Source organism: Mesorhizobium sp. B4-1-1 (genome assembly GCF_006439375.1).
Classification (GTDB): Bacteria; Pseudomonadota; Alphaproteobacteria; order Rhizobiales; family Rhizobiaceae; genus Mesorhizobium.
Genome location: NZ_VFTH01000007.1, coordinates 1 through 14,024 on the forward strand (window position 1 = coordinate 1; position 14,024 = coordinate 14,024).

Annotated in this window: 17 protein-coding genes and 1 pseudogene; 8 read left to right on the plus strand and 10 right to left on the minus strand. The window is 62.0% G+C overall.

The window, feature by feature from the left end; genetic code table 11:
* Window positions 1–182 precede the first annotated feature (182 nt).
* Both FJW10_RS11850 and FJW10_RS11855 read left to right on the plus strand, forming a co-directional pair.
* The gene (locus FJW10_RS11850) at window positions 183–932 is read left to right on the plus strand and encodes an NYN domain-containing protein (protein ID WP_140829624.1); all 750 of its coding nucleotides are present in this window, start codon (window positions 183–185) and stop codon (window positions 930–932) included.
* A gap of 7 nt (window positions 933–939) precedes the next feature.
* Window positions 940–1,491 (plus strand): ankyrin repeat domain-containing protein, encoded by a 552-nt coding sequence (locus tag FJW10_RS11855; protein WP_140900241.1) that lies wholly within the window; start codon window positions 940–942, stop codon window positions 1,489–1,491.
* 27 nt (window positions 1,492–1,518) lie between these two features.
* On the opposite strand, the gene FJW10_RS11860 is transcribed toward FJW10_RS11855, so the two are convergent.
* Both FJW10_RS11860 and FJW10_RS11865 read right to left on the minus strand, forming a co-directional pair.
* Window positions 1,519–2,046: a gamma carbonic anhydrase family protein gene (locus tag FJW10_RS11860; protein WP_140900242.1), complete on the minus strand. Its 528-nt coding sequence runs from the start codon at window positions 2,044–2,046 to the stop codon at window positions 1,519–1,521.
* Window positions 2,047–2,065: 19 nt separating this feature from the next.
* Window positions 2,066–2,410, minus strand: a complete 345-nt coding sequence (locus tag FJW10_RS11865; protein WP_140900401.1) for a hypothetical protein — start codon at window positions 2,408–2,410, stop codon at window positions 2,066–2,068.
* 110 nt (window positions 2,411–2,520) lie between these two features.
* Here FJW10_RS11865 and FJW10_RS11870 point away from each other — a divergent pair, with 110 nt between their 5' ends.
* Both FJW10_RS11870 and FJW10_RS11875 read left to right on the plus strand, forming a co-directional pair.
* Complete coding sequence (locus tag FJW10_RS11870) at window positions 2,521–3,249, plus strand: hypothetical protein (RefSeq protein ID WP_140900243.1); 729 nt, start codon at window positions 2,521–2,523, stop codon at window positions 3,247–3,249.
* 166 nt (window positions 3,250–3,415) lie between these two features.
* Complete coding sequence (locus FJW10_RS11875) at window positions 3,416–4,654, plus strand: cytochrome P450 (protein WP_140900244.1); 1,239 nt, start codon at window positions 3,416–3,418, stop codon at window positions 4,652–4,654.
* 43 nt (window positions 4,655–4,697) lie between these two features.
* Here the strand turns inward: FJW10_RS11875 and FJW10_RS11880 are convergent, their stop codons facing one another.
* Window positions 4,698–5,327, minus strand: a complete 630-nt coding sequence (locus tag FJW10_RS11880; RefSeq protein ID WP_140900245.1) for a TetR/AcrR family transcriptional regulator — start codon at window positions 5,325–5,327, stop codon at window positions 4,698–4,700.
* Between the two features lie 86 nt (window positions 5,328–5,413).
* On the opposite strand from FJW10_RS11880, the gene FJW10_RS11885 reads away from it, so the two are divergent.
* Window positions 5,414–6,187, plus strand: coding sequence for an SDR family oxidoreductase (locus tag FJW10_RS11885; protein WP_140900246.1), 774 nt, complete (start codon window positions 5,414–5,416; stop codon window positions 6,185–6,187).
* A 135-nt stretch (window positions 6,188–6,322) separates the two neighbouring features.
* On the opposite strand, the gene FJW10_RS11890 is transcribed toward FJW10_RS11885, so the two are convergent.
* The 6 genes from FJW10_RS11890 to FJW10_RS11920 all read right to left on the minus strand — a co-directional run bounded on the left by FJW10_RS11890 (window position 6,323) and on the right by FJW10_RS11920 (window position 11,264).
* Window positions 6,323–6,667: a cupin domain-containing protein gene (locus tag FJW10_RS11890; RefSeq protein ID WP_140900247.1), complete on the minus strand. Its 345-nt coding sequence runs from the start codon at window positions 6,665–6,667 to the stop codon at window positions 6,323–6,325.
* 1 nt (window position 6,668) lies between these two features.
* Complete coding sequence (locus FJW10_RS11895) at window positions 6,669–7,949, minus strand: O-acetylhomoserine aminocarboxypropyltransferase (RefSeq protein WP_095767629.1); 1,281 nt, start codon at window positions 7,947–7,949, stop codon at window positions 6,669–6,671.
* A gap of 159 nt (window positions 7,950–8,108) precedes the next feature.
* Window positions 8,109–8,630: a CoA-binding protein gene (locus tag FJW10_RS11900; RefSeq protein ID WP_140900248.1), complete on the minus strand. Its 522-nt coding sequence runs from the start codon at window positions 8,628–8,630 to the stop codon at window positions 8,109–8,111.
* Window positions 8,627–9,406: a GNAT family N-acetyltransferase gene (locus FJW10_RS11905; protein WP_246674223.1), complete on the minus strand. Its 780-nt coding sequence runs from the start codon at window positions 9,404–9,406 to the stop codon at window positions 8,627–8,629. Before FJW10_RS11905 ends, FJW10_RS11900 begins: the two co-directional genes overlap by 4 nt.
* Window positions 9,387–10,169: an AAA family ATPase gene (locus FJW10_RS11910; protein WP_140707577.1), complete on the minus strand. Its 783-nt coding sequence runs from the start codon at window positions 10,167–10,169 to the stop codon at window positions 9,387–9,389. Before FJW10_RS11910 ends, FJW10_RS11905 begins: the two co-directional genes overlap by 20 nt.
* A 273-nt stretch (window positions 10,170–10,442) precedes the next feature.
* Window positions 10,443–11,264, minus strand: a complete 822-nt coding sequence (locus FJW10_RS11920; RefSeq protein ID WP_140900249.1) for an enoyl-CoA hydratase — start codon at window positions 11,262–11,264, stop codon at window positions 10,443–10,445.
* A 137-nt stretch (window positions 11,265–11,401) separates the two neighbouring features.
* Between FJW10_RS11920 and FJW10_RS11925 the strand changes: the two are divergent.
* The 3 genes and pseudogenes from FJW10_RS11925 (at window position 11,402) to rpsI (ending at window position 13,029) form a co-directional block, all read left to right on the plus strand.
* Window positions 11,402–11,865, plus strand: a pseudogene (locus FJW10_RS11925) (PaaI family thioesterase).
* A 229-nt stretch (window positions 11,866–12,094) separates the two neighbouring features.
* Entirely contained in the window at window positions 12,095–12,559 is a 465-nt protein-coding gene (gene rplM / locus FJW10_RS11930) for a 50S ribosomal protein L13 (protein ID WP_140641527.1), read from the plus strand.
* Window positions 12,559–13,029, plus strand: coding sequence for a 30S ribosomal protein S9 (gene rpsI / locus FJW10_RS11935; protein ID WP_040983171.1), 471 nt, complete (start codon window positions 12,559–12,561; stop codon window positions 13,027–13,029). Before rplM ends, rpsI begins: the two co-directional genes overlap by 1 nt.
* Window positions 13,030–13,081: 52 nt before the next feature.
* Here the strand turns inward: rpsI and FJW10_RS11940 are convergent, their stop codons facing one another.
* The gene (locus FJW10_RS11940; protein WP_140900250.1) at window positions 13,082–13,993 is read right to left on the minus strand and encodes a LysR family transcriptional regulator; all 912 of its coding nucleotides are present in this window, start codon (window positions 13,991–13,993) and stop codon (window positions 13,082–13,084) included.
* Between the last annotated feature and the right edge of the window lie 31 nt (window positions 13,994–14,024).

The window sequence follows — 14,024 nt, forward strand, 5'->3', positions numbered from 1 at the left end:
CCCTCCCCGTCCCCAACGACCGGGTTTTAGGAGCCGGCCCCTGTCCCCGGGGCCGGCTCCGCTGTTTTTGATGATACGGATCCGGTGGCCTGAATTTCTGTTTGGGGGGCCTTCTGCTACAACAGAAGATAGCGCGAAACTCTTCTCCTGTTTGCCTGCGCGCCAACCGTGGAATATTCTGCATGCCGAACGAACCCCGATCACCTCGCCTTGCGGTTCTTATCGACGCCGACAACGCCTCCGCGAAGATTGCTGACGGACTGTTCGAGGAGATCGCGAAGATCGGCGAGGCAAGCGTTCGCCGCATCTATGGTGATTTCTCGAACGCCCGGTCGAAGAACTGGGCAGAGGTTCTGTCGAAGCACGCCATCATTCCGCAGCAACAATTCGCTTACATCACGGGCAAGAACGCTTCGGATATCACACTGGTGATCGACGCGATGGATTTGCTGCATAGCGGCCGGTTCGACGGTTTCTGTCTGGTGTCTTCCGACAGCGATTTCACTCGCCTTGCCGCGCGGATACGCGAGCAAGGCGTCGACGTGTTCGGATTTGGGGAGCAAAAGACCCCGGAGAGCTTCCGGCAGGCATGTCGCCGTTTCGTCTATACCGAAAACCTTCTCCAAGGCGCGGAGAACGCTCAAGATGCCGCTCCTGCGACGAAGCCGCTTCAGGCGCCGACGGCCGCTACGCCCATTCTGAAGAAGGTCATCGGCCAGATGGAGAGCGAGGACGGTTGGGTGCTTCTGGGCACCTTTGGCAAGCAGCTCTCAAATCTCTTTTCCGATTTCGACCCGCGTACCTACGGCTTCAGCAAACTGAGCGATCTGGTAAGGAAAACGGCCGCCTTCGACATCGAAAATCCCAAAGGCGGGTCCATGCGGATACGGGTCAAACCTGCCGAGAAGAAAGGAAAGGGCAGATCCGGGTAACGCGATCATGTTAGAGATCCCTGAAGACCGATGCGAGCGCGCCAAGCTGTTCAGGGCGATCGACGACACCTTTAAAGCAGGTGATTTCGAGACCCTTGGCAAAACGCTTGGTGGAGCGCCGCGCTGGTTCGACGAGAGGATGCCGTTCGAGCTCGGCCTTGGTCATCCGCTGGAATATGCGATCTACTGGAGCCCGGCCGCGTTCATCACCGCCTTGCTCGATGCCGGGTCGAATCCGAATTACGAGGATCCTGCCGGCTTTCCTTCGATCATTGCGGCGTTGTCGACGGACCGGCCGGACAGGCTGGATGTCGTCCACGTCCTGCTTGGACACGGCGCCGACCCGGATATGCGCGGCGTGAACGACTGGACGCCGCTGCATTATGCGGTGTCCCGGCGTGATGCCGACGCGATCCGTCTGTTGCTCCTTTCAGGCGCGGACCCGTCGCTGCGGACTCGCATCGACAACTATGAGACGGCACTGGCAGGCGCCGAGCAGGCCGGCTTCGAGGCCGGCGCCCTTCTGTTGCGTGAAGCGATGAACAATCGACGCGGATGACCACGCGCGAAGCGGGCCGCCGCGCCGTCACGCCGTCTTGAGTTTGGCCTTGAAGCGTTTGGCATTGGCCACATAGTGGGCCGCCGAGACGCGCAGCCTTTCGATCGCCGCTTCGTCCAGTGTTCTGATCACCTTGGCGGGCGAGCCGACGATCAGCGAATTGTCAGGAAAAACCTTGTTTTCCGTCACCAGGGCGCCGGCGCCGACCAGCGAGTTGTTGCCGATCCTGGCGCCGTTCAGAACGATGGCGCCCATGCCGATCAGGCTGTTGTCGCCGATCGTGCAGCCATGCAGCAGCGCCCTGTGGCCGATCGTGCAGCCTTCGCCGATGGTCAGCGGAAAGCCGGGGTCGGTGTGCATGATCGTATGTTCCTGCACATTGGTGTCGGCGCCGATCGCAATGAGTTCGCCATCGCCGCGGATGACGGTGCCGAACCAGAAGCCGGCGTTGCGGCCGATCCGGATATTGCCGATCAGCGTCGCGTCGGGCGCGATCCAGTTCGTATCGGCGTCCTCGAACTCAGGCGCTTTCCCATCGATCGCATAGACCGGCATCGTTCGTCTCCGATTCGTCTCAACCAGCGAATTCGAAAGACCCTAGGTTGGCGGTCGCCCAGGATGCAATGGCGATGAGCACGACGCCGAGCGCCAGCGCCCAGGCGATGGCCGTGCAGCCGCAGGACAACAGCGCCATCGTGCCTATGCGGCCCTCACGCCGGGCAGCCAAAGCCTCGTTGGTGAGCATGAACGGTCCGGCGCAAGCCGTTGCCGCCAGCGAACGCAGGATATGGACGGGCGAAACATAGGGCTCGGCAAAGGCCAGGCGCCGGCCTGACAACAGTTCCATGGCCGATCCGGACAGCCCGCAGGCCGTTAGACCAACAGCAAAAGCGTAAAGAACAAGCACAACGGGATCCATGTTTACCAACCGTTTACCATGAAAACGCACAGTCGTGCCAATGCGCTGCAAGAGCCATGCCGCGCGGGCTGTGCCGCCGAAGGACAGGTGGGCGGATCGGGGAAGAGCAAATGAGCGAGGCAAATGTTGCCGAGAGCGCGGACTTCGAGGTCGTCAACTCGACCTTGATGAAGCGGGTCTTCTATGCCTTCGCGGCGCTGGCGCTGCTTTCGATTGCCATCAGCGTCGGCGGCAAATGGCTCGGCCGGTCGATCGCCATGGCCGGCTATACGGATGACATGACGGTGCGCCGGATCGTCATGGGCAACAATCTCATCAGCGTGCCGGCAAACTTCATCCGCTTCGACCAGGCCAGGCGCGACGGCATCGCCTCGCGGCTCGATCTCTATCTGCGCTATCCTGAGATGGACGGCTACAGCACAGCCTCGCGCGACGACTTCAACCATGCGACGACCAGGAAGATCATCTTCCTGTCGTTTGAGCCGCGCATGATGTCGCGCGACATGAGCGGCCGTTTCGCGCCGATCTACAGCGCCTTGATCGAAAAGCCGGGCACGCCCGGTCCGGGCGGCACGACGGTTTACGCCTTCACGGAAAAATCAGGCTATCTCAATGAGGTGCTGGCCGTCGCCGGACGTCCCGGCAAGGATCCGTTCGTCGCCCGTTGCCTGAGCGGTCCGAGCGCGGAGGAATCGCTGGCGCCCTGCGAGCGCGACATTCAGGTCGGCGACGATCTCAGCCTCACCTACCGTTTTCCGCGCGAGCTGCTGGCGAACTGGCCGGCGCTCGACGCGGCGATCGCCGCTAAGGTCGCGAGCATGCTCAAGACGGGCCACTGACCCCATCAATTAGCCGGCCATCAAACTAGATCATTTCGGCGCGCAGCCGACGACGACAACATTCATCGAAACACCCTTCCCGGCTCGCCTGGCTCAACGCTTCGACTTCACGGGCGCCTTAGATACGGTCTGGCATCAAGCTGACAACGCGCGCTAATGGTCAACCATGATACCAGCCTACCTCGCCTTCGACCCCGCCGGTCGCCGCCTGCGCCTCGATCCGCACGAACCAGCCTTCGTGCAGAACCCTTATGAGGCCTACGCTTTCCTGCACGGCGTCGCGAACGCCTTCTTCTGGGAGGACTATGGTTTCTGGTGCTTTGGCGGCTTCGATGACGTCAACCGGCTGCTGCGCGACCGCCGTTTCGGTCGCCAGAACCCGGCCGGGATTCCCGACAGCCGCGGCGTCGGCGACGACCGCTCGCATCTCGCGGCCTTCGACGCGATCGAGGCCAATTCCATGCTGGAGCTCGAACCGCCGGTGCATACGCGGCTCAGAACGCTGGTCAACCGGGCCTTCGTCTCACGCCAGGTCGAGCGGCTGCGGCCGCGCATCGAGGTTCTGGCCAACGAGTTGATCGACCGCTTCGAGCCAAACGGCGTCGACCTTCTGCCCGCCTACGCCTCGCCCCTGCCGATCACCATCATCGCCGAAATGCTCGGCGTTCCGGCCGAGACGGGGCCGCGACTGCTCGATTGGTCGCACCAGATGGTCGCCATGTACCTGCACGGCCGCACGCGCGAGGTCGAGGACACGGCCAACCGCGCCACACGCGACTTTTCTTCGTTCCTGCGCGGCTATGTGGCCGAGCGCCGCAAGAAGCCCGGCGACGACCTGCTGTCGCTGCTTATCGAAGCCCAGGATAACGGCCAGAAACTCTCGGAAGACGAACTGGTGTCCTCGGCCATCCTGCTTCTCAACGCAGGCCACGAAGCGACCGTGCACCAGACCGGCAATGCGGTGCGCTCGATCCTGGCGCAAGGCGGCGATCCGCGCCGTTTCTTTGCGACACCCGAAGCGAATGTCGCGGTGGTCGAGGAATGCCTGCGCTACGACGCGCCGCTGCATATGTTCCTGCGCTACGCCTATGAGGAGATCGAAGTGTCGCCGGGCATATTGGTCAAGCCCGGCGAGATGGTGGCGCTGCTGCTCGGCATGGCCAATCACGACCCGTTGGCGCTCGCCGGGCCCGATACATTCAATCCGGCCCGCGCGGACCAGAAGAACGTCTCCTTCGGCGCCGGCATCCATTTCTGCATCGGCGCGCCATTGGCCAGACTGGAATTGCAGGTGTCGCTGAAGACGCTGTTCGAGCGGCTGCCGAAGTTGCGCCTCGCCGAGGAGCCACGCTTTCGCGATACGTATCATTTCCACGGACTGGAGAGGCTGGCCGTGCGCTGCTGACGCGAACCGCCCATCCGATCGCCGGTCCAATTCACAAGGGTCTTCACATGGCCTTGCGATCCGTGTGGTTTCCAGGCCAAGCCCGCAACGCCAGATCGACCAAGCGCTTCAGTGTCACCGTACATGCTCCATCACAGGCCTGCGCGGACATGCCTTGAACGACAGCCGAATAGAAGCGAGCAAGACTATCCGTGTCGGTTTCCGTCGGAAGTTCGCCTTCGCCGACTGCGCGATCGAAGCGCGCCTTCATGAATCGGATCGAAGCGTCCCGCCGTGCCGCTACTTCTCGGGCGACAGCCTCGTTCTCCCGGGCATGCTGGAGGACAGCAGTCGAGACCATACAGCCGCGCGGCTTGTCGGGATTAGAGACGCCCTCGGCGACGTCGTACAGGTAGAACGCAAGTGCGTCATAGGCTGACATCGGCCCCTGTAGCGCCTCGGCGCGGCGTTTGGTTTCATGCTCGATATTGTAGTCGAGTGCCTGCCGATAGAGCTCTTCCTTTGAGCCAAACGCGGCGTACAGCGAAGGCGGAGTGACCCCCATCGCTTCGGTCAGGTTGGCGATCGAGGTTCCTTCGTAGCCATGCTCCCAGAAAAGCCGCGACGCGACGCCCAGCCCGACGTCGCGATTCAGCGCTCTTGGTCTGCCACGTTTCCGGACCGGTTCATTCATTTTTATATCGACTCCTATAAAAATCATTGACAGGAGGTTTCCTGTAAAATATATCGATCGCTATAAAAATAGCAAGAGAGAGAGTTATGTCAGGGAAATTGTCGGCCAAAACAGCCTTGGTGACGGGCAGTTCGGGTGGCATCGGCCGTGCGGCAGCACTTGCCTTTGCAAAGGAGGGCGCAGCTTTCATTGCCGTTCACTACGCCAGAAACGTGGAGGCAGCCCGGGCCGTCGTTCGCGAGATCGAGGCGCTTGGCGCAAAATCCGTCGCCATCCAAGCGGACCTTGCCAGTGGCAAGAGCGCGGTTGACAGTCTTTGGGAACAGTTCAAGGCAGCTGCAATTATCGCCACTGGCGAGCCTTCACTGGATATCCTTGTCAACACTGCAGGCGTTTCGCCCGCGGTCCCCCTGATGGAAACCAGCGAGCCTGTCTTCGATGAGATCATGGCTGTCAACGTGAAAGCCCCTTTCTTTCTCATTCAGGCGGCTGCCAATCAGATTCGCGACAACGGCCGTATCATCAACATCTCGACGGGCTTCACGCGCGTCGCGGCCCCGACTCATCCAGCCTACGCCGCATCGAAGGGCACGGTCGAAACGCTGACCTTGGCGCTCGCACCTGAATTTGGTCGCCGCGGCATCACGGTGAACACGGTTATGCCCGGCGTTACGGAGACCGGTATGAACGCATCGTGGATCACAATCCCAGAAGCGCGGGCCCAGGCGGAAGCTCTGTCGGTGTTCTCGCGCATCGGCCAGCCCAATGACGTTGCCGACGTCATAGCCTTTCTGGCCTCTGCTCAGGCGCGCTGGACGACAGGACAAGTGATCGACGCAACCGGCGGCGCTCGGCTCTAGTTTGGGTCGGCTGTAGTGACGCGTATGAGAGCGAGCGCGTCGCTCGTATGGTGCGAACCAAACAAGGCGGCGGTTGCTGAAACGGCTTCACAATCGCAGCCACGCGGTCCTGCTCAAATCGTTCACGCCGCCTGTCTAGAGCCTAATCACATATTCCTTGCGGGTTGTCTCAAGCACTTCCCAGCTGCCTTTGAAGCCGGGGCGCAACACAAAGCTGTCGCCGGCACGCACGGTGCGGGCCGCGCCGCCGTCCTCGGTGATCACCGAAACGCCGGAGAGAATGTGGCAGAACTCCCACTCGTCATAGAGAATGCGCCATTTGCCCGGCGTCGCTTCCCATATGCCGGCATAGAGGCCACCGTCCCGCTCCTCGACATTCCAGGTGCGAAATTTCGGATCGCCCGAAATCACCCGATCGGAGGCCGGCGCGCCGGCCTCCGGTTCGACGGTATCGGTGCTGACCGCAAGGAAGGCCGACATATCAGACCTTGCCGAGCGCTTGCTCGAGATCGGCGACGATGTCGTTGACGTCCTCGATGCCGACCGAAAGGCGGACGGTGTCAGGTCCGGCGCCGGCCTTGACCTTCTGCTCGTCGGAAAGCTGGCGATGCGTGGTCGAGGCCGGATGGATAACCAGCGACTTGGTGTCGCCGACATTGGCGAGGTGCGAGAACAGTTCGAGCGCCTCGACGAATTTGATGCCGGCCTCGTAGCCGCCCTTGAGGCCGAAGGTGAACACCGCGCCTGCGCCCTGCGGCGAATATTTCTTCTGCAGCGCGTTGTTCTTGTCGCCCGGAAGGCCGGGATAGTTCACCCAGGCAACCTTGGGATGGTTCGACAGCCAGCCGGCAACGCTCGCGGCATTGTCGCAATGACGCTGCATGCGCAGCGGCAGCGTTTCCAGGCCGGTCAAGATCAGGAAGGCGTTGAAGGGCGAGATCGCCGGGCCAATGTCGCGCAGGCCGAGCACGCGGGCGGCAATCGCGAAGGCGAAGTTGCCGAAGGTCTCGTGCAGGACGAGGCCGCCATATTCAGGGCGCGGCTCCGACAGCATCGGGTATTTGCCGGATTTCGACCAGTCGAATGTACCGCCATCGACGATGACGCCGCCGATCGAATTGCCGTGGCCGCCGATGAACTTGGTCAGCGAGTGCACGACGATGTCGGCGCCGTGCTCGATGGGCCGGACCAGATAGGGCGAGGCCAGCGTGTTGTCGACGATCAACGGCAGGCCGTGCTTGCGGGCGATGTCGCCGATCTTCTCGATATCGACGAAGACGCCGCCGGGATTGGCAAGGCTCTCGATGAAGATCGCCTTGGTCCTGTCGTCGATCTGGCTCTCGAAAGTCGCCGGATCGTTTGCTTCTGCCCAGCGAACTTCCCAGCCGAAGTTCTTGAAGGCATGGCCGAACTGGTTGATCGAGCCGCCATAAAGCTTGTTGGCGGCGATGAAGTTGTCGCCCGGCTGCATCAGATTGTGGAAGACGATGACCTGCGCGGCGTGGCCCGAAGCGACGGCGAGCGCTGCCGTGCCGCCTTCCAGCGCCGCGACGCGTTCCTCGAGAACCGCCTGCGTCGGGTTCATGATGCGGGTGTAGATGTTGCCGAAGGCCTTCAGCCCGAACAGCGAGGCGGCATGATCGGCATCGTCGAAGACAAAGGAGGTGGTCTGGTAGATCGGCGTGGCGCGCGCGCCGGTCGCCGGATCGGGCTTGGCGCCGGCATGAACGGCTAAAGTGCTGAAACCTGGCGTACGGGTCATGGAAACCTCCCTCTCCTACCTTTCGAAAATCGCCGGGCATTCATGCCGAAGCGCGCTCATGAATGCAAAGAAGAAAATACCTTTCGGCGTGCGATCTGCGACGAACGCCAGGAAAAATCCAATTCTTCCCGGAATAATTTTGCGCGAATTACGGCGCGCCTATTTCTGCCTCACGCCGAAGCTCTGGAAACCCTGGCGCATCAAGGGTTTCTTCGACGACAGCACGCCGGAATTGACGCCGGTCCAGCCGATCTCGCCGGACAGCTTGCCGTATTCGATTTTCGGACAGCGGTTCATCACCACCTTGATGCCGGCAGCTTCGGCGCGGGCCGCCGCCTCGTCGTCGCGCACGCCAAGCTGCATCCAGACGACCTTGGGCAGCGGGTCGAGCTTCAGCGCCTGGTCGATAATGCCCGGCACTGCCGCCGAAGCCCGAAAAACATCCACCATGTCGACCGGATGCGGCAGACCGTCCAAGCTGGCATAGACCGTCTGTCCGAGAATCTGCTTACCGGCATGACCGGGATTGATCGGCACTACCGAAAAGCCTTTGGCCAAAAGATATTTCAGCACGAAGTAGCTTGGCCGCACATCGTTGGGCGAGGCGCCGACCATGGCGATCGTCTTCACCGAATTCAGGATGCCGGCGATGTAGCTGTTGTCGTAGGTATCGTGGTTCATGCTGCGACGGTCTTCCTGCGGTAATGGTAACGATAGAGTTCCCGGCTGAAGCCGAGAGAAGCATAGAGTGCGCGGGCGGGCGTATTGTCGACAACCACCTGCAGGCAGCCCGCCTTGGCCCCCGCTCGCCTCGCCCAGCCGATCAGCCCGCCAACCGTCCTGCGTCCGAACCCCTGCTGCCTGAATCTGGCGTCGGTTTCAACCGCCTCGACGACAAGCAGCCCATTGCGGATGACGCCAAAGGCAAAGGCGACGACTTCATCGTCGCGCGCGCACGATACGAATGCCTTGTCGCCCGCAATCAAACGCGTCATCTCGCGAAAAACCCGCTGTTCCGCGCCGTCATAACCGCCCGTGCGAAAGCGTGCCTCAAACCAGCGCCCGCTTGGCGCCGGGGAAACCGTGACGTCGTCGTAGCCGCCTCCCGCGAGCGCGTCGATATCGGCATGAAGATGGATCGTGCCGCCTTCCCTGCCGTAACCGCGACGGTCAAGCTCGGGCTCCAGTTCGGCGGCGATGTCGGGGATGCGAAACAACGGCGTCTGGCCGTGGCCGGCATAGAACGCTTCGGCGGCATCGATTACCTTCCCCGGCGCGCCGCGTGTGCCGCGCAAGGGGTTGGCGGAATTGCTGCGCCGGATACGGCCGCCCGAGCGCCGTAACAGCCAGCCATTGGCAACGATCTCGAGCGCCGAAGGCCATGCCTCGCGACACGCCTGTTCCATCCGCCAGTTGAGATCGTCCTGTGCCATTTGCTCACTGCAACTCATCGTCATCCCGCAGCGCCTCCTCCAAAAAGGTTCCAGGATCGCTGCAGAAATCGCGCATCATGCGAAAATGATCGGTGTCCTGAAAATCGATGCGGTCGAGGCCGAAGCGGCCGATGCGAAAAAGCCGCGCGTTCGGACAAGCCATCAGCAGCGGCGAGTGCGTGGCCATGATCACCTGCGCGGTGCCGGACCGCTCCATGCGTCGAAGCAGTTTCAGCAGTTCGATCTGGCGCGTCGGCGACAGCGCGCTTTCCGGCTCGTCGAGGATATAGATGCCCTGTCTGCGGCAACGCTCCTCGAAGAAGCGGATAAAGCCCTCGCCATGCGACCATGACAGGAAATCGGGCGGCGCCGCCCCAACATCCAGTGCGGCTCGGTCGAGATAACGCGATACGGAGTAGAAGGATTCGGCGCGAAAGAACCAGCCAGCAGTGACCTTGGGAAGCCAGTGGGCGCGGAGCGTGGCGCCGAGTGCAGCACCGCTTTTGTCGACAGCACGCGAATGGTCGACCGGCATGTAACCTTTTCCGCCGCCCGCCTCGTCATAGCCGGCCAGCGCGCCGATGGCTTCAAGCAGCGTCGATTTGCCGGTGCCGTTCTCGCCGACGATGACGGTGATGGCGCTCGTGAATTCGAACTCGAATTCGCGATCCCGGAATATCGGCAAGTTCCAGGGGTATTGCTCCCAGTCGGAGACGCGCGACGGCTCAAGCAGGATGCGCTTGAGATAGGGCGCTTTCAGCCGCGTCAGTTGCTTGCGGGCAGCCACGTCGAAACTTCAGGGACGGGAGCGAGGGTAATGAGCACTCATTTAAACCCAAAATGATCCTTCAAGATCGAAAAGAGTTGGCGCGCGGAATCGTGGTCCAGTTGAATGGACTGGCTCACCTTGTCGGGAATCTCACGGTGTTTTCTTCCTGAGGTGTTGATTTGCAACAACCTTCGACCATCCAACTCGTATGCATAATAAGTCGCATCAATAGGATCGTGGAGGCTCAAACGGTGAAGCATCCCAGGGACAAAAGTCTCTATTCGAGCCATCTTAATCGTCGACCCATTCGGGCTTGCGCTTACCGATGAAGGCGCCGATGCCTTCCTCGGCGTCGCGCGCCAGCATGTTTTCGACCATCACCCGGCCGGTATAGGCATAGGCGTCGGCGAGCCCCATTTCGGCCTGGGCATAGAAGGCTTCCTTGCCGGTCCTGACCACCAAGGACGATTTGGAAGCAACGGTTTGCGCGTATTTGTTGACAACCTGATTCAGATATTCGCGCGGCACGATGCGATTGATCAGGCCGAACTCCTTGGCGGTCGCGGCGTCGATCGTTTCGCCGGTGAGCAGCATCTCCATCGCCTGCTTGCGCGAGACGTTGCGCGACAGCGCCACCATGGGGGTCGAGCAGAACAGGCCGATGTTGACGCCAGGCGTGCAGAAACTCGCCTCGTGCGAAGCGATGGCAAGGTCGCAGCTGGCGACCAACTGCAGGCCGGCGGCTGTGGCGAGGCCGTCGACCTCGGCGATCACCGGTTTTGGGAGGCGCACGATCGTCTGCATCAAGGTTGCGCAGGCCGCGAAGGTCTTTTCGAAGAAGGTCTTACCCCGATCCGGCTCGGCGCGGTGCGCCGTCATTTCCTTGAGGTCATGACCGGCACAGAACACCTTGCCGGACGCCGCCAGGATGATGACGCGCACGGATCTGTCGGCCTTGACGCGATCGAACTCAGCCTGCAGCGCCGCCATCGCCGCCAGCGACAACGCATTGGCCGGCGGGTTGGCGAGCGTGAGGCGCAAGATGCCCTTGTCCTGGCTGACAAGAACGGGGCCGTCGGCGACGGCGGGCTTGATGGCGACGACTTCGGCCACTTTCAAAACCTCGTGCTCATGGAGCAACAGAACTAGCACGCTGCCGGTTGAAGAACAGCCGCGAGACGTGTTTTCTCCGTCGCACCGTTTGGTCCAGGCGCACCGCCCGGAGCTGCTCATTCATATAGGACGCGCCGATGCCAGCCCAAAGCAATCTGAAGCCAATGCTCAACGCGGCGGAAGTCAACGCGCTGATGGCAAGCGTCTATCCGCAGCTCACGACAATTTCACCTCCTATGAGGCGATCGATGTGTTTCCGGGCGGCTGCACGGTGCGGCTGAACGCCGACGAGCGGCATCTGCGTCCCGGCGGCACGGTCTCGGGTCCGTCGCTGTTTACGCTGGCCGACATCGGCGGTTACGTCTGCGTGCTCAGCCACGCCGGGCCAGACGCGCTTTCGGTGACGGTCAACCTCGACATCAACTTCATGCGCAAGGCCGAAGCCGGTCCGATCGACGGCCATTGCCGGATCCTGAAGCTCGGCAAGAGCCTGATGGTGTTCGACATCGATATCGTCGCCGGCCCGGACGGACACACCGTCGCCCACGCCACCGGCACCTATTCAATCCCGAGGAAGCGGGAAAACGATGTGGTAAAATAATACCATTATACCAAACTATTGTTTTTGCTTTACTTTATCCGCGCAACTCGTTTTCGATTGCCTTGACGCATCAGCCGCCCTCGCCTATAAGCCGATCCGAAGCAGCGGCCCGTAACGGCCGCCGTTTTGTTATTGACGGGGCGGCTCCGGCTCTCCCGTCAATCCAAGCAACAAGAAACGCCTTCTCTTGTCCCTCGTGGACGGGAAAGGTCAACCTGAGAGCAAAACCATGGCTACCTTTTCGCAGAAGCCTGCGGATGTGGTGAAGAAGTGGGTGCTGATCGACGCCGAAGGTCTCGTCGTCGGTCGTCTGGCCACTGTCATCGCCAACCATCTGCGCGGCAAGCACAAGCCCACCTTCACCCCGCATGTCGATGATGGCGACAACGTCGTCGTCATCAATGCAGACAAGGTGGTGTTCACCGGCAAGAAGTACACCGACAAGGTGTACTACTGGCACACCGGCCATCCCGGCGGCATCAAGGAGCGCACCGCGCGCCAGCTGCTCGAGGGCCGTTTCCCCGAGCGCGTCGTCGAAAAGGCCGTCGAGCGCATGATCCCGCGCGGTCCGCTCGGCCGTCGCCAGATGAAGAATCTCCGCGTCTATGCAGGCGCCGAGCATCCGCACACCGCCCAGCAGCCCGTCACGCTCGACGTGGCCAAGCTGAACTCCAAGAACAAGAGGGCTTCGTAATGGCTGAGCTTTCCTCGCTCGCAGAACTCGGCACCGTCGCCGCGCAGCCGGCCGCGCCCGTGCATGTCCAGAAGCTCGACAAGTCGGGCCGCGCCTATGCCACCGGCAAGCGCAAGAACGCCATCGCGCGGGTCTGGGTGAAGCCGGGCTCCGGCAAGATCACCGTCAACGACAAGGAATTCGCGAGCTATTTCGCGCGTCCGGTGCTGCAGATGATCCTCAACCAGCCGATCGTCGCAGCCAACCGCGCCGGCCAGTACGACATCGTCGCCACCGTCATCGGCGGCGGCCTCTCAGGCCAGGCGGGTGCTGTGCGTCACGGCATCTCCAAGGCGCTGACCTACTACGAGCCGGGCCTGCGCTCGGTGCTCAAGAAAGGTGGCTTCCTGACCCGCGACAGCCGCGTGGTCGAGCGCAAGAAGTACGGCAAGGCAAAGGCCCGCCGCAGCTTCCAGTTCTCGAAGCGCTGATCGTACGCTTACGTGTTTGTCGAAAGGCCGCCTCCGGGCGGCCTTTTGTTTTCTACTGCCAGTGTCCGGCGGATGTTTTTATATAGTCGATGAAGGCGCGCAGCGGCGCCGGCACCAGCCGGCGTCCGGGGTAGTACAGAAACGGCCCGGAGAATTCCTGCCACCACGGCTCCAGCACAGGTTCCAGCGCGCCGCTCTCGAAATGCGGGCGCACCCAGTCCTCGAAGAGCCAGAGAATGCCGACGCCGGCGATCGCCGCATCGATGGCTAGATCGACGCCGCCACCGATGCTGACGAGCAATGGCCCCGTGGTATCCACCCGCACCACCTCGCCGTCCCGCTCGAATTCCCAAGGCGTCATGACCCCGCTCGGAAAGCGACCGCGCACGCACGCATGCCCAAGCAAGTCACGCGGGTGTTGCGGCCGGCCGTGCCGGTCAAGATAGGCCGGAGAGGCGGAGGTGGTGAAGCGCTGGACGCGTGGCCCGATCGGCATGGCGATCATGTCCTGCTCCAGCCGCTCGTCATAGCGGATGCCGGCATCGCAGCTGGCCGCCAGCAGATCGACAAAGTTCTCCTCCGCAATCACCTCCAGCCGGATGGCCGGATAGGCTGCGAGAAATCCCGGAACGATTCTTGGCAGGACCAGCCGAGACGCGCTGATCGGGACATTGAGGCGCAACGTGCCGGCGGGCCGGTCGCGAAAACCGTTCACGACATCAAGCGCCGCTTCGACCTCACCCAGCGCCGGCGCAAGCCGGGCCAGCAGGCTGGCGCCGGCCTCGGTCAGGGCGACACTGCGCGTTGTACGATTGAAGAGCCGCACACCAAGTTGGGTTTCCAGACGACGGACGGCTTCGCTAAGCACGGACGCGCTGCCTGCCGTCACGCGGGCCGCTTCGCGAAAGCCGCCGGCGCGTGCCACGGCCATAAATGCCTGGAGATCGTTGAGATCAGCCGCCATTGTTCTTAGTTCCGCACAGGTCGTGCTGGTT

Coding starts and splice junctions, on each gene's coding strand:
- FJW10_RS11895 (WP_095767629.1), bottom strand. CDS start 7,949: ATGACCCGTACGCCAGGTTTCAGCACTTTAGCCGTTCATGCCGGCGCC.
- FJW10_RS11900 (WP_140900248.1), bottom strand. CDS start 8,630: ATGAACCACGATACCTACGACAACAGCTACATCGCCGGCATCCTGAAT.
- FJW10_RS11865 (WP_140900401.1), bottom strand. CDS start 2,410: ATGGATCCCGTTGTGCTTGTTCTTTACGCTTTTGCTGTTGGTCTAACG.
- rplM (WP_140641527.1), top strand. CDS start 12,095: ATGGCTACCTTTTCGCAGAAGCCTGCGGATGTGGTGAAGAAGTGGGTG.
- rpsI (WP_040983171.1), top strand. CDS start 12,559: ATGGCTGAGCTTTCCTCGCTCGCAGAACTCGGCACCGTCGCCGCGCAG.
- FJW10_RS11940 (WP_140900250.1), bottom strand. CDS start 13,993: ATGGCGGCTGATCTCAACGATCTCCAGGCATTTATGGCCGTGGCACGC.
- FJW10_RS11860 (WP_140900242.1), bottom strand. CDS start 2,046: ATGCCGGTCTATGCGATCGATGGGAAAGCGCCTGAGTTCGAGGACGCC.
- FJW10_RS11890 (WP_140900247.1), bottom strand. CDS start 6,667: ATGTCGGCCTTCCTTGCGGTCAGCACCGATACCGTCGAACCGGAGGCC.
- FJW10_RS11850 (WP_140829624.1), top strand. CDS start 183: ATGCCGAACGAACCCCGATCACCTCGCCTTGCGGTTCTTATCGACGCC.
- FJW10_RS11885 (WP_140900246.1), top strand. CDS start 5,414: ATGTCAGGGAAATTGTCGGCCAAAACAGCCTTGGTGACGGGCAGTTCG.
- FJW10_RS11875 (WP_140900244.1), top strand. CDS start 3,416: ATGATACCAGCCTACCTCGCCTTCGACCCCGCCGGTCGCCGCCTGCGC.
- FJW10_RS11905 (WP_246674223.1), bottom strand. CDS start 9,406: ATGACGATGAGTTGCAGTGAGCAAATGGCACAGGACGATCTCAACTGG.
- FJW10_RS11870 (WP_140900243.1), top strand. CDS start 2,521: ATGAGCGAGGCAAATGTTGCCGAGAGCGCGGACTTCGAGGTCGTCAAC.
- FJW10_RS11880 (WP_140900245.1), bottom strand. CDS start 5,327: ATGAATGAACCGGTCCGGAAACGTGGCAGACCAAGAGCGCTGAATCGC.
- FJW10_RS11855 (WP_140900241.1), top strand. CDS start 940: ATGTTAGAGATCCCTGAAGACCGATGCGAGCGCGCCAAGCTGTTCAGG.